The sequence below is a fragment of the Streptomyces sp. NPDC101237 genome (assembly GCF_044767465.1).
In the GTDB taxonomy this organism is placed as follows: Bacteria; Actinomycetota; Actinomycetes; order Streptomycetales; family Streptomycetaceae; genus Streptomyces; species Streptomyces gramineus.
Map to the genome: position 1 here is coordinate 197,763 of NZ_JBIWNY010000002.1, position 12,042 is coordinate 209,804.

Annotated in this window: 13 protein-coding genes and 3 tRNA genes; 12 read left to right on the forward strand and 4 right to left on the reverse strand. The window is 71.3% G+C overall.

From position 1 onward, the window contains the following. The first annotated feature begins 3 nt into the window (after window positions 1-3). The 5 genes from ACIRQ9_RS03830 (at window position 4) to ACIRQ9_RS03850 (ending at window position 5,304) form a co-directional block, all read left to right on the forward strand. On the forward strand, window positions 4-1,578 hold the full coding sequence (locus tag ACIRQ9_RS03830; protein ID WP_404166846.1) for a NuoM family protein: 1,575 nt from the start codon (window positions 4-6) through the stop codon (window positions 1,576-1,578). Next, complete coding sequence (locus tag ACIRQ9_RS03835; protein ID WP_404166848.1) at window positions 1,575-3,098, forward strand: NADH-quinone oxidoreductase subunit N; 1,524 nt, start codon at window positions 1,575-1,577, stop codon at window positions 3,096-3,098. The genes ACIRQ9_RS03830 and ACIRQ9_RS03835 overlap by 4 nt, the downstream gene beginning before the upstream one ends. A gap of 269 nt (window positions 3,099-3,367) precedes the next feature. Beyond that, window positions 3,368-4,231 carry a zinc metalloprotease HtpX gene (gene htpX, locus ACIRQ9_RS03840; RefSeq protein ID WP_404166850.1) on the forward strand — a complete coding sequence of 288 codons (864 nt, stop codon included), beginning with the start codon at window positions 3,368-3,370 and terminating at the stop codon, window positions 4,229-4,231. After that, on the forward strand, window positions 4,228-4,620 hold the full coding sequence (locus tag ACIRQ9_RS03845) for a YccF domain-containing protein (protein WP_404166852.1): 393 nt from the start codon (window positions 4,228-4,230) through the stop codon (window positions 4,618-4,620). Before htpX ends, ACIRQ9_RS03845 begins: the two co-directional genes overlap by 4 nt. A 111-nt stretch (window positions 4,621-4,731) precedes the next feature. Next, window positions 4,732-5,304: an SMI1/KNR4 family protein gene (locus ACIRQ9_RS03850; RefSeq protein ID WP_404166854.1), complete on the forward strand. Its 573-nt coding sequence runs from the start codon at window positions 4,732-4,734 to the stop codon at window positions 5,302-5,304. Between the two features lie 123 nt (window positions 5,305-5,427). On the opposite strand, the gene ACIRQ9_RS03855 is transcribed toward ACIRQ9_RS03850, so the two are convergent. Further along, window positions 5,428-6,672 (reverse strand): APC family permease, encoded by a 1,245-nt coding sequence (locus ACIRQ9_RS03855; protein WP_404166856.1) that lies wholly within the window; start codon window positions 6,670-6,672, stop codon window positions 5,428-5,430. A 187-nt stretch (window positions 6,673-6,859) separates the two neighbouring features. Between ACIRQ9_RS03855 and ACIRQ9_RS03860 the strand changes: the two genes are divergently transcribed. Beyond that, window positions 6,860-7,126: a GlsB/YeaQ/YmgE family stress response membrane protein gene (locus ACIRQ9_RS03860; RefSeq protein WP_404166858.1), complete on the forward strand. Its 267-nt coding sequence runs from the start codon at window positions 6,860-6,862 to the stop codon at window positions 7,124-7,126. Window positions 7,127-7,243: 117 nt separating this feature from the next. Here the strand turns inward: ACIRQ9_RS03860 and ACIRQ9_RS03865 are convergent, their stop codons facing one another. Beyond that, entirely contained in the window at window positions 7,244-7,732 is a 489-nt protein-coding gene (locus tag ACIRQ9_RS03865) for a YajQ family cyclic di-GMP-binding protein (RefSeq protein ID WP_404166860.1), read from the reverse strand. Window positions 7,733-7,954: 222 nt separating this feature from the next. Between ACIRQ9_RS03865 and ACIRQ9_RS03870 the strand changes: the two genes are divergently transcribed. Both ACIRQ9_RS03870 and ACIRQ9_RS03875 read left to right on the forward strand, forming a co-directional pair. After that, a tRNA-Tyr gene (locus tag ACIRQ9_RS03870) sits at window positions 7,955-8,036 on the forward strand. 243 nt (window positions 8,037-8,279) lie between these two features. After that, the gene (locus tag ACIRQ9_RS03875) at window positions 8,280-8,492 is read left to right on the forward strand and encodes a hypothetical protein (protein WP_404166862.1); all 213 of its coding nucleotides are present in this window, start codon (window positions 8,280-8,282) and stop codon (window positions 8,490-8,492) included. 48 nt (window positions 8,493-8,540) lie between these two features. Here the strand turns inward: ACIRQ9_RS03875 and ACIRQ9_RS03880 are convergent, their stop codons facing one another. Both ACIRQ9_RS03880 and ACIRQ9_RS03885 read right to left on the reverse strand, forming a co-directional pair. Continuing rightward, the gene (locus ACIRQ9_RS03880; RefSeq protein WP_404166864.1) at window positions 8,541-9,197 is read right to left on the reverse strand and encodes an SDR family oxidoreductase; all 657 of its coding nucleotides are present in this window, start codon (window positions 9,195-9,197) and stop codon (window positions 8,541-8,543) included. A 276-nt stretch (window positions 9,198-9,473) separates the two neighbouring features. Beyond that, the gene (locus ACIRQ9_RS03885; protein ID WP_404166866.1) at window positions 9,474-10,742 is read right to left on the reverse strand and encodes a hydrolase; all 1,269 of its coding nucleotides are present in this window, start codon (window positions 10,740-10,742) and stop codon (window positions 9,474-9,476) included. A 267-nt stretch (window positions 10,743-11,009) separates the two neighbouring features. Between ACIRQ9_RS03885 and ACIRQ9_RS03890 the strand changes: the two genes are divergently transcribed. From ACIRQ9_RS03890 to ACIRQ9_RS03905, 4 genes are all read left to right on the forward strand, one after another. After that, window positions 11,010-11,082 (forward strand) — tRNA-Thr (locus ACIRQ9_RS03890). 44 nt (window positions 11,083-11,126) lie between these two features. After that, window positions 11,127-11,199 (forward strand) — tRNA-Met (locus ACIRQ9_RS03895). An 89-nt stretch (window positions 11,200-11,288) separates the two neighbouring features. Then, window positions 11,289-11,453 carry a 50S ribosomal protein L33 gene (gene rpmG, locus ACIRQ9_RS03900; RefSeq protein WP_003948671.1) on the forward strand — a complete coding sequence of 55 codons (165 nt, stop codon included), beginning with the start codon at window positions 11,289-11,291 and terminating at the stop codon, window positions 11,451-11,453. A 117-nt stretch (window positions 11,454-11,570) separates the two neighbouring features. Then, a complete protein-coding gene (locus tag ACIRQ9_RS03905; protein ID WP_404166868.1) occupies window positions 11,571-12,035 on the forward strand; it encodes a MaoC family dehydratase N-terminal domain-containing protein in 465 nt (154 codons plus the stop codon). The last annotated feature ends 7 nt before the right edge of the window (window positions 12,036-12,042 follow it).

Below are 12,042 nucleotides of genomic sequence, written 5' to 3' on the forward strand. Positions count from 1 at the left end.
GGCGTGATCGATATCAACGAGTCCGTGATGCAGATCCTTCTGGCATTGATCGTCGTCGGCCCGCTCCTCGGTGCCGCCGCCACCCTGCTGCCCGCCCCGCCGGGACTGAAGGGGAAATCACCCGAGCAGGCCGTGCTCCGCCACGGCGTGACCGTCACCGGTGCCGTCCTCATCGCCGCGATCGTCCTCGCGGCCGGCTTCGACCAGGACCATCCGTCCAGGATGCAGGCCACGACCGACATCAGCTGGATCCCCGCACTCGACGTGCGCATCCACCTCGGCATCGACGGCATCTCCCTCCCCCTCGTGGTCCTGACCGCGCTGCTGACCTTCCTCTGCGCGCTCTACTCGTACTTCAACATGCCCGCCGGCCCGTCCCCGAAGGCCTTCGTCGCCCTGCTGCTCGTCCTGGAATCCGGCACCCTCGCCAGCTTCGCCGTCCTCGACCTGCTGCTGTTCTTCCTCGCCTTCGAGACGGTCCTCATCCCGATGTACTTCCTCATCGCCCGCTGGGGCGGCGCGGGCCGGACCCGGGCCGCCTGGAAGTTCATCCTGTTCACCCTGCTCGGATCCGTCGTCATGCTGCTCGGCCTGCTCCTGATCGGAATCAAGGCGGGCACCTTCGACATGGTGGCACTCGCCACTGACAACGGGCGGTCCCTGACCACATCCGTGCAGGTCATCGCCGTTCTCGCGATCGGCATCGGGCTGGCGGTCAAGACCCCGATGTGGCCCCTGCACAGCTGGCTGCCGGACGCCCACACCGCCGCGCCGACCGTCGGCTCGGTCCTGCTGGCCGGCGTCCTGCTGAAGATGGGCACCTACGGATTCGTGCGGATCCTGCTGCCGGTCGCCCCGGACGGGTTCCGCACCTTCGCCCCCTACCTCGCGGCCCTCGCCGTGATCGGGATCGTGTACGGCTCCCTGGCCTGCCTGAACCTTGCCAAACGGGGCGCCAGGGGCGACCTCAAACGCCTGATCGCCTACTCCTCCGTCGGCCACATGGGCTTCGTGCTGCTCGGCATCGCCACCATGACCCCGACCGGCGTCAACGGCGCCCTGTTCGCCAACATCGCCCACGGACTCATCACCGGCCTGCTGTTCTTCCTGGTCGGCGGCATCAAGGACCGCACCGGAAGCACCGACCTCGACACCCTCGCCGAGGAGACGGGGGCCGCGCTGTACGGCAAGGCACCGCGCCTCGGCGGGCTCATCGCCTTCGCCGCCGTCGCCTCGCTCGGACTGCCGGGCCTCGCCGGCTTCTGGGGCGAGATGCTCGCCCTGTTCGGCGCGTTCAAGCCCGCCGCCGGCCTCAGCAGGCCCGCCTTCCTGACCTTCATGGCGGTCGCCGCCCTCGGCACCCTGCTGACCGCCGCCTACATGCTCGCCGTGATCCGCCGCGTCTGCATGGGCGCCGTCCCCCGGGACATGCCGGAACTCGCCGACGTCCGCACCTACGAGTTCGCGGCCTGGACCCCGCTCGTCGCCCTCACCGTCGTCGCCGGACTGTGGCCCAAGGCCCTGCTCGGACTGACCGACCCGGCCGTGCAGCAGCTCCTCGCAGGAGGCCCCCGATGAGCGCCCTGGCCCAGTCGCCGGCCGCGACCCTCGTCCAGTCCGTCGACTGGCTCGCCATCGCCCCGCCCACCCTCACCGCGGTGGTCGCCCTCGCCGTCCTGGTCGCCGACCTGTTCCTCCCCGAAGCCAGGAAACCCGTCCTCGGCTGGATCTCCACGGCCGGACTCGCCGCGGCCGCCGCCCTGCTGCTGCCGCTCCTCGACCACGACCGCAGCACCTTCTGCCTGACGGGCACCACGCGCGCGTGCAGCTACACCGCCGACCGGTTCACCCTGGTCGTGCAGTTCCTGGTGCTCGGCGGCGCCCTGCTCACTGCCCTGCTGTCCGTCACCACCCTCAAGGACGGCAACCGCCGCTACCCCCAGGGCGAGTTCTGGTTCCTGCTGCTCTCCTCGGCCGCCGGCGCCGCCCTGCTGCCCGCCTCCCGCGACCTCGCCACCCTGATCGTCGCCCTGGAGGTCGCCTCCCTGCCCGCCTTCGCCCTCGTCGGCATCCGGCACGGCGACGCGAAGTCCTCGGAAGCCGCCCTGAAGTTCTTCCTGTCCTCGGTGACCGCGACCGCCGTCAGCCTCCTCGGCGTCAGCTTCGTGTACGCCACCACCGGCACCCTCTACCTCACCCAGGTCGCCGACCGCCTCCAGCACGTCGACGGCCAGCTGCACACCCTCGCCCAGACCGGCGTCGTCCTCACCCTCGTGGGCTTCGCCTTCAAGACCGCCGCCGTCCCGTTCCACTTCTGGGTCCCCGACACCTACGTCGGCGCCCCGCTGCCCGTCGCCGCCTACCTGTCGGTCGTCGGCAAAGCCGTCGGCTTCTCCGGCCTGATCCTGGTCACCGTCGTCGCCTTCCCCTCGTACGCCGACGTCTGGGGACCGGCCCTGGCCGCCCTGGCCGCCCTCACCATGACCGTCGGCAACGTCGCGGCCCTGCGCCAGCAGGCCACGCGCGCGTACAGCGCGGTACGGCTGCTCGCCTGGTCGTCGGTCGGACAGGCCGGCTATCTCCTCGTACCGATCGCCGCGGCCGGATACGCCGAAGACCCCCGGAAGGCCATCGGCTCCACCGTCGCCTACGCCCTCATGTACGCGGCCGTGAACCTCGGCGCCTTCACGGTGGCCGCCCTGGTCGGCCGTACGAAGGAACTCAACCGGCTCTCCGACTACCGCGGCCTGTACGGCAAGAACCCGCTGACCGCGCTGCTCCTGGCGTTCTTCCTGCTGTGCCTGGCCGGACTCCCGCCCGGCGTCATCGGACTGTTCGCCAAGGTCACCGTCTTCTCGGCGGCCGTTGACGCCGGCCTCGGCTGGCTCGCCGTCGTCATGGCCGTCAACGTCGTGATCGCCCTCTACTACTACCTCCAGTGGGCGGGCCTGCTGTTCCGCGCCCCCGACGGCGAGGCCACCGAGCACCGCGTCCCGGCCTCCCTCACCGCCGCGCTCGCCCTCACCGGAGCCGTCGGCGTCGCCCTCTCCGGCGCACCCCAGCTGGTGCTCCGCTTCGCCGCCACCGGACTCTTCTGACACCGCCGCCGGACTCTTCTCACCCCCTCCTGCGCGCGTCCGCCCCCGCCGCCGCACGCCTGCCGCCCCAAGCGCGCCAAGGCGCGGCTCTCACCCGAACGGCCCACGCGGCGCACAGCGGACACAAGGGAACTAGTGGCCGTCGCCTGGCGTTGACCAGTGCGTAAGGGTCCACTGGACGTGACACCACGACACCGGTGGCAAGGCAGATCGGAAGGCAGCACCGCAGCGCAAAGGGTTCTCCTGCCGCACGACTTGGAGGGCGTACCGTGCACCGCCGGCACAACGGACTCAGAACCGCAGTTCTCCTCGGAGGACTGTCGGCACTCATCATCGTCATCGGCAGCTTCTTCGGCCGTACGGGTCTGATCGTCGCGGTCCTCGTCGCACTCGGCACGAACGCGTACGCGTACTGGAACAGCGACAAACTGGCGCTACGCGCGATGCGCGCCCGCCCGGTGAGCGAATTCGAGGCCCCGGCCCTCTACCGGATGGTCCGTGACCTCTCCACCCAGGCCCGCCAGCCGATGCCCCGCCTGTACATCTCCCCGACGGAGGCCCCGAACGCCTTCGCCACCGGCCGCAACCCGCGCAACGCCGCCGTGTGCTGCACGGAAGGCATCCTGCGCATCCTCGACGAGCGCGAACTGCGGGGCGTGATCGGCCACGAGCTCAGCCACGTCTACAACCGGGACATCCTCATCTCGTCGGTCGCCGGCGCCCTCGCCTCAGTGATCATGTTCCTGGTCAACTTCGCCTGGCTGATCCCGATCGGCCGTTCGGACGACGACGACGGCCCCGGCTTCCTCGGCCTGCTGCTCATCATGATCCTGGGCCCGCTCGCCGCGACCCTCATCCAGCTCGCCATCAGCCGCTCCCGGGAGTACGAGGCGGACGCCTCCGGCGCCCAGCTCACCGGTGATCCGCTCGCCCTCGCCAGCGCCCTGCGCAAGCTGGAGGTCGGCACCAAGCAGCTCCCGCTGCCCCCCGAGCCCCGGATCGAGACCGCGAGCCACATGATGATCGCGAACCCCTTCCGTCCGGGCCAGGGACTGTCCAAGATGTTCTCGACGCATCCGCCCATGGCGGAGCGGATCGCCCGACTGGAGAAGATGGCAGGTCGCCCGCAGTGAAGACCATCCTGAACGTCATTTGGCTCGTCCTGAGCGGCTTCTGGCTGTTCCTCGGGTACCTGCTGGCGGGCGTGATCCTCTGCATTACGATCATCGGCATTCCCTTCGGCCTGGCCGCGTTCCGTATCGGCGTCTACGCCTTGTGGCCCTTCGGGTACACGACCGTCGAGCGGCGGGACGCCGGCGCGCCCTCCTGCGTCGGCAACGTCCTGTGGCTGGTCCTCGCGGGCTGGTGGCTGGCTCTCGCCCACATCGTCACCGGCGTCGCGATGTGCCTGACGATCATCGGAATCCCGTTCGGCATCGCCAACTTCAAGCTGATCCCGGTCTCCCTCCTTCCGCTGGGACGCGAGATCGTACCCACCGACCAGCCGTTCGCGAACCGCTGACCGCACCTCATCCAGGCCCTCTCACGCCGGAGTTGCCCACAGGGCCCAGGTCCGGTCCGAGGTTGTCCACAGGCCGCCACGCTTGTCGGTGGCGGCCTGCATCATGAAGCCATGACCGAGATCGAGCAGATGCTGGCACGGGTGGCCGTACAGGCCCGCGACTCCCGTCCGTGGGGCTGGCCTTCGCTTCCCGCGCCCGTCGACGCGGCCACCCTCGACCGCGCCAGGGAGGCCCTGGGCTTCCCCCTGCCGCCTCTCCTCGCCGCGCTCTACGAGCAGGTGGGCGACGGCGGCTTCGGACCGTCGTACGGCCTGCTGCCCCTGCTCGACGCCGCGCCCTCCGGCGAACCGGCCGCCGTCGCCCAGTACCTCGCCAACCGCGCGTACGGCCGCAAGAACCCACAGTGGCCCTGGCCGGAGGGCGTCCTGCCCATCTCCCACTGGGGCTGTGGCATGTACGCGTGCGTGGACTGCCGAACCCCGCAGGCCACGGTCCTGCTCTACGAGCCCAACGCCGATGCCGCCGAGGGCGCCTGGTTCGTGGACGCGCCCAGCCTCACCGACTGGCTGCGCGTCTGGATGGACGGCACCGGCTGGTACGAGGAGACCGACGAGGGCACGGACCTCGCGCCGTGGGACGACGTCCGGATACGCACGGCCCCGGCCCCGCAACAGGGCCCCTGACCGACCGGTCTCCCTACGGACGGGCCAGGACCAGGCCTCCTTCCGGACCGGAACCCGCCGGACCAGAACCCGCCGGACCAGAACCCGCCGGACCGGAACCGGCCTTCCGAGGGCCGCGGCCGGCTACGGAGCGGGCGACCGCCGCGGTACGGCATACGCCAGCGCCCCCACCGCCAGCACCGCCGCCCCCGTGACCACCGACACCACCGGCAGCGCGAACGCCAGCACCGCGCACCCCAGCACGCCCACCACCGGCACCACGCGCGCCCGCGGAGCCGGATCGAGCGTCCAGGCCGAGGCGTTGGCCACCGCGTAGTACACCAGCACACCGAAGGAGGAGAAACCGATGGCACCCCGCACGTCCACGGTCGCCGACGCGACGGCGACCACCGCACCCACCGCCAGCTCCGCGCGGTGCGGGACCGCGAAACGCGGATGCACGGCGGCCAGCGCCGCGGGGAGACGGCGGTCCCGGGCCATCGCGAGCGTGGTCCGTGACACGCCCAGGATCAGCGCCAGCAGCGAGCCGAGCGCCGCCACCGCCGCCCCCACCCTCACCACGGGCACCAGCCCCGGCACCCCGGCCGCCCGCACCGCGTCCGCCAGCGGCGCCCCCGATCGGCCCAGCGCGTCGGCGCCGAGCACGGAGAGCACGGCCACCGCCACACACGCGTACACCACCAGCGCGATACCCAGGGCCACCGGAATCGCCCGCGGGATGGTGCGCGCCGGATCCCGCACCTCCTCGCCGAGGGTCGCGATCCGCGCGTACCCGGCGAACGCGAAGAACAGCAGACCCGCCGCCTGAAGCACACCGCCCGCACCCGACGACAGACCGACGTCCAGCCGCCCGAAGCCCGCCCGCCCCGACGTCAGGCACACGACCACCACGGAAGCGAGGACGCCCAGCACCACGGCCACGATCACCCGCGTCAGGCGGGCCGACTTCTGGACACCGCCGTAGTTCACCGCGGTCAGCGCCACCACGGCCGCGACCGCGACGGCATGCGCGTGCCCCGGCCACGCGTAGACGCCCACGGTCAGGGCCATCGCGGCGCAGGACGCCGTCTTGCCCACGACGAACGCCCAGCCCGCGAGATATCCCCAGAAGGCGCCGAGCCGCTCCCGTCCGTAGACGTAGGTCCCGCCCGACTGCGGGTAGCGGGCGGCGAGGCGGGCCGAGGACATGGCGTTGCAGTAGGCGACCACGGCGGCGACGGCCAGAGCGGGCAGCAGCCCCGTCCCGGCCGCGCGAGCCGCCGGACCCAGGGCCGCGAACACACCGGCCCCGATCATCGAGCCGAGGCCGATCACCACGGCGTCGCGGACGCCCAGCGTGCGCCGCAGAACAGGGGAGGGGGAGGACATGCGAGCACCCTACTGATCGCCGCAACCGCAGGGTGGCGTCACGGCGTCCTCGTCATCGACAGGGCGCGAACAGATGCGCGACGGTCATCTGCGGATGACTCGGACAACCTGTCCGCCACGACCGGCCGAAACCGAATTCACAGCGCCGGAACAGTGCGAACACAGCGCGGAAGGGCAGGTGCAGGGCATGGGCATCATCGGTTGGATCATCCTGGGACTGTTGGCCGGCGCCATCGCCAAAATCCTGCTGCCGGGACGCGACCCGGGCGGCTTCGTCGGCACGACCCTCATCGGCATCGTGGGCGCGTTCCTCGGCGGCTGGATATCGGCCCGCTGGCTGGACCACCCCGTCTCCAAGCACTTCTACGACGGCGCGACCTGGGTGGCGGCGATCGGCGGCTCGCTGGTCCTGCTGATCCTCTACCGCCTTCTCTTCGGCAATTCACGCGACTGACCACCGGCCGCGACCGGCCCACGAGAAGAGCCGCCGGACGAGAAGAGCACGCGAACGAGACGAAGGGTGGGCGCCAGGGGCGCTCACCCTTCGTCGTCCCTCGCCCGGGCGGTGTGACTACCGGTAGTTCACGAACTGGAGGGCGAAGTCGAAGTCCTGGCCCTTCAGGAGCGTGATCACGGCCTGGAGGTCGTCGCGGCTCTTGGAGCTGACGCGCAGTTCGTCGCCCTGGACCTGGGCCTTCACGCCCTTGGGGCCCTCGTCACGGATGACCTTCGCGACCTTCTTCGCGTTCTCCTGGGAGATGCCCTCCTCGATGGACGCGAAGATCTTGTACTCCTTGCCGGAGAGCTGCGGCTCACCCGCGTCGAGCGCCTTCAGCGAGATGCCGCGCTTGATCAGCTTCGACTGGAAGACGTCGAGGATGGCCTTGGCCCGCTCCTCGGAGTTCGCCTGCATCAGGATCTTCTCGCCGGACCAGGCGATCGAGGCGTCCACGCCCTTGAAGTCGTAGCGCTGTGAGACCTCCTTGGCGGCCTGGTTGAGGGCGTTGTCGACTTCCTGCCGCTCGACCTTCGAGACGATGTCGAAACTGGAGTCGGCCATGTCCTGTGGCTCCTTGTATCGGGGGGCGTAACGGGATGCGTTCCGGTGCGTGACGGCGACCGCGCCTGGTGTGGGGACCGGGCCGCATCCGCCCAAGCGTAGCCACCCCGCGTCCCCTGAGCGCAGATCAATCGGGTGGCGGAGCACCCCCGGGGATCGGGTATTGTTTACGTCGTTGCCAGGGAGCGCCGCCGAAAGCGGTTCGACTTGGCGGCAAACCCCGGCGGTGTGCCCGAGCGGCCAAAGGGAGCAGACTGTAAATCTGCCGGCTTCGCCTTCCCAGGTTCGAATCCTGGCGCCGCCACTTTGGGGAAGACCCCCTCTGCACTGTGGAAACACAGCGCGGAGGGGGTCTTTTGTTGTGCCGTGAGCGTGTCGGGGAGAGGGCGTGACGTGCCCCACACCGAGGGTGAGGCGCCGCTCCCGGACGGTTGCCGCAACAGCCTTCGCGCGCCTGCCGGTGCGCGCGGCCCGCGGACCCTCGGACCTGCCGCCGAGGACCCCTGCGGCCCGGTACGAGCGGGGCGCTCCGGGGCACACTGGGCTCATGTCCTCCCGACGCAGAACCTGTCCGGTGTGCCGCCGCGAAATCGCCGTCGTCGCGGGCCGCTTCGCGCGGCACGACCCGCCCGGGGCGCGGGACACCGGCGACCTCGTCTCCTGCTCAGGCTCCCGGCGGCAGGCGGAACTCGGCGCGGCCCAACCGGCGTTGGACGGGTATGCCGTGCCGGACTTTCCGGGTCAGCTGCCGTTGTTCTGAGGACCGGGCCCGGCCGCCGTCACCCTGTGCAACGGCCGGGCAGTGCGCTCAGTTCCCGGCCACCGACTTCACGGCCACCGAGATCGGCGTGGAACCGCTGATCAGCTCCAGGGTCAGACCTGCCGTCGCCGAGGTGTCCACCAACTCCGCGAGCACGGCGGCCACATCGTCACGGGGGACCGTCCCGCGACCGGTGTGGGCCTCCAGCCGCACCAGGCCCGTGCCCGGCTCGTCCGTCAGCCGGCCGGGGCGCAGGATCGTCCAGTCCACGGCGCTCTGCCGGGCGACATAGGCGTCGGCCTCGCCCTTGGCCCGCAGATACACGTCGAAGACGTCGTCACCGGGGTGCGCCGGGTCCGCGCCGATCGACGACACGATCACGAAACGGCGCACGCCCGCGCGTACCGCCGCGTCCACGAACAGCACCGCCGCGCCCTTGTCGACCGTCAGCTTGCGCGCCGTGCCGCTGCCCGGGCCCGCGCCCGCCGCGAACACCGCCGCGTCGGCACCCCGCAACCGCTCCGCGACCTCCTCGACCGACGCCGACTCCAGGTCGAGCAGCACCGGTTCGGCACCGACCGCCCGCAGATCGTCGCTCTGCTCGGCCTTCCGGATGATCCCCGCGACCTCGTCCCCGCGCGCGGAGAGCAGCCGCTCCAACCGCATCGCGACCTGACCATGACCACCAGCGATGACAATGCGCATGTCTCCGACCGTACGCCCGAAGCCCCGCATCCGCCGCACGACTTCATGCGCCCCGCGCGCCCGCGCCGGGCCCGTGAACTGCCTCGGAACCGCCTCCGGCGGCGTCCAGAAGCACTGTGAGCGCCCCGCCGGGTTCGCCCCGTCCGACGTCGCGCGCCCGCCCGCACCATGCCCACGCGCACCGCAGGCCCGTACGGCACGCCGCCTGCCCCCGCCGCACCGCGCCCCTACCGCGCCCTCGGCCACCGCGCCCCTTCCGTCAGGACACCCCGCCCCTCACGACACCTCGCCCCGCCCCTGCCGGGGCAGCCCCAGTTCCGAGGTGCCCGCGGAGTTGCAGTACTCGCGGACAGCGCTCGTGCGTGCCACCACGCGCCCCCGGTGCACCACGATCCGGCTGTACGCGAGTGAGAGGGCGCCGGCCAGGTGGTCGCCGCGTACGGCGAGGAGTTCGGCGGGGAAGCCGGCCTCGACGCGGACCTCGGGAAGGCCCAGGGCGGCGCGGGCCGACGTGCTCACGGCGTCGTAGGCGTCCTCGGGGCGCAGGCCGTGCCGGGACGCCAGCAGGTAGGCGGCCTCCAGCGGGTCGCCACGGCCCACGGGGTTCGACAGGTCGCGCAGGGCGCCGCTGCCTGCCGCCACCCGCACCCCGGCCGCGCGCAGCAGCCGTGCCGGGGCGGTGCCGCGGCGGTCGACGGACCCGCAGCCGCCCTGGGGCAGGCACACCACCGTGACACCGGCCGCGGCCAGCTGGTCGGCGACCCGGGTGACCGCCTCCGCGGGCAGGCGCGCGAGCCCGGCGCACGGGCCGAGCGTCACGCCGGGGCGCATGCCGCCGGAGATCGCCGCGAGCCTCGCCAGCCGGGCGGGGTCGACGGCGTCGGTGTGCAGGTCGACCGGGCAGCCGTGCTCGGAGGCCACCTCCAGGACGGCCTCCGCGTACCCCGTGGGATCGGGGTCCAGGTCCGGACAGCCGCCCAGGACGGACGCGCCCATCTTCGCGGCGTCCCGCAGCAGCGCCAGCCCCTCGGCCCCGGCCACTCCGGTCAGCACGCGCGGCATCGCGACCGCTGTCAGTTCCGCGAGCCCGCGCAGCGAACGGCGTGCCTGCAGAACGGCGGCCAGGGCGGCCAGCCCCTGGACGTCGCCCACGCGCACGTGCGCGCGCACCGCCGTCGCGCCGTGGCCGAGCTGCAGCAGCGCGGCCTCGGTGGCGCGCCGCTGGACGTCGTCGGAGTCGTACGGGACGGGACCGTCGTGGTCGGCGGAGAGCGCGGTGTCGCCGTGGGCGTGCGGCTCGGCCGGGGCGGGCAGCAGGAGGTAGCCGCTGAGGTCCACGCGCGCGCCGCCCGTGCGGGCCGGACCCGGTGCCAGGCTGCCGGCCGTACCGACCGCCTCGATGCGCCCGCCGCCCAGCCGTACGTCCACGGTCCGGCCGTCGGTGAGCCGTGCCCCGCACAGCAGGATTCCGGTCGGCTCGGACTGGCCCGAGGAGCCCGGGGAGTTGGACGACGACGAGGGCGGCTGCGGCTGGCTGTCTGGCATCGCGCTCCAGGGAGGTCGGTCCGGGCCGGGGGACTCAAGATCACGCAGAGTGAGTCGAGCCTAGGGTGGCGAACCGTGCGTGGCGGGGAGGAGCGCAATAGTCGTACCGGCCTCGTCGGACCCGTCGGGAACGGTTCGGCACGCGCGCGTGAGCTGCGTCGGAAGCGGCTCCCGAGGCTGCTGTGGGCCCGGTGGAACGGGGCCGGTGGAGCCGTGGGAAACGGATTTGGGCGAACGGCTGCCGAGCGTGTAATGTCTTCATCGCTCGCCCCAATAGCTCAGTCGGCAGAGCGTCTCCATGGTAAGGAGAAGGTCAACGGTTCGATTCCGTTTTGGGGCTCTGGTGTGAGAGGTCCCGTCGCGAGGCGGGACTGATCTCATCAAAGCGGTGTAGCTCAGTCGGTAGAGCAAGCGGCTCATAATCGCTGTGTCACCGGTTCAAGTCCGGTCACCGCTACTGACAGTAGCCGATTGCGGGGTCGGTCCTTCGATCGGCTACTCTTTTTGCGTTGAACCAGTCCATCCGTTCGTCTTAGGAGCACTCACGTGGCTGCCACCGACGTCCGCCCGAAGATCACGCTGGCCTGCGTGGAGTGCAAGGAGCGGAACTACATCACCAAGAAGAACCGGCGTAACAACCCGGATCGTCTTGAGATGAAGAAGCACTGCCCGCGTTGCAATGCGCACACCGCGCATCGCGAAACGCGATAATTTCAGGCTCGTTCGTGAGGCCGTCCCCGGCTCGGGGGCGGCCTCACGGCGTTTCGGCGGTCGGCTTTCCCGCTAGTTTGTGGGACATCACAGCAGACATCAGGAGGTGCCGGGCCAATGGCGCTCGACCAGTCCTTCGTGGGACGGACCTACCCACCCACCGAGCCCTATGAGGTGGGCCGGGAGAAGATCCGTGAGTTCGCCGAGGCGGTCGGCGACACCAACCCGGTGTACACGGACCCGGAGGCCGCCAAGGCGCTCGGTCACTCCGACGTGATCGCTCCGCCGACCTTCGTCTTCTCGATCACCTTCCGGGCGGCCGGACAGGTCGTCGAGGACCCGCAGCTGGGCCTGGACTACAGCCGGGTGGTGCACGGCGACCAGAAGTTCACCTACCGCCGTCCGGTGCGGGCCGGCGACCGGCTGACCGTCGTCTCCACGATCGAGGCCGTCAAGTCCCTCGCGGGCAACGACATCATCGACATCCGCGGCGACGTCCGCGACGAGACGGGCGAACTCGTGGTGAGCGCCGTCACCAAGCTGGTGGCCCGCGCCGCCGACGCTGCAGAAGGCGAGGCGTGAGGATCCG

Excerpts from the sequence above, each read along its gene's own strand:
- ACIRQ9_RS03835 (WP_404166848.1), top strand. The coding sequence starts at position 1,575 with ATGAGCGCCCTGGCCCAGTCGCCGGCCGCGACCCTCGTCCAGTCCGTC.
- ACIRQ9_RS03850 (WP_404166854.1), top strand. The coding sequence starts at position 4,732 with ATGACCGAGATCGAGCAGATGCTGGCACGGGTGGCCGTACAGGCCCGC.
- ACIRQ9_RS03855 (WP_404166856.1), bottom strand. The coding sequence starts at position 6,672 with ATGTCCTCCCCCTCCCCTGTTCTGCGGCGCACGCTGGGCGTCCGCGAC.
- ACIRQ9_RS03860 (WP_404166858.1), top strand. The coding sequence starts at position 6,860 with ATGGGCATCATCGGTTGGATCATCCTGGGACTGTTGGCCGGCGCCATC.
- ACIRQ9_RS03865 (WP_404166860.1), bottom strand. The coding sequence starts at position 7,732 with ATGGCCGACTCCAGTTTCGACATCGTCTCGAAGGTCGAGCGGCAGGAA.
- ACIRQ9_RS03875 (WP_404166862.1), top strand. The coding sequence starts at position 8,280 with ATGTCCTCCCGACGCAGAACCTGTCCGGTGTGCCGCCGCGAAATCGCC.
- ACIRQ9_RS03880 (WP_404166864.1), bottom strand. The coding sequence starts at position 9,197 with ATGCGCATTGTCATCGCTGGTGGTCATGGTCAGGTCGCGATGCGGTTG.
- ACIRQ9_RS03885 (WP_404166866.1), bottom strand. The coding sequence starts at position 10,742 with ATGCCAGACAGCCAGCCGCAGCCGCCCTCGTCGTCGTCCAACTCCCCG.
- ACIRQ9_RS03905 (WP_404166868.1), top strand. The coding sequence starts at position 11,571 with ATGGCGCTCGACCAGTCCTTCGTGGGACGGACCTACCCACCCACCGAG.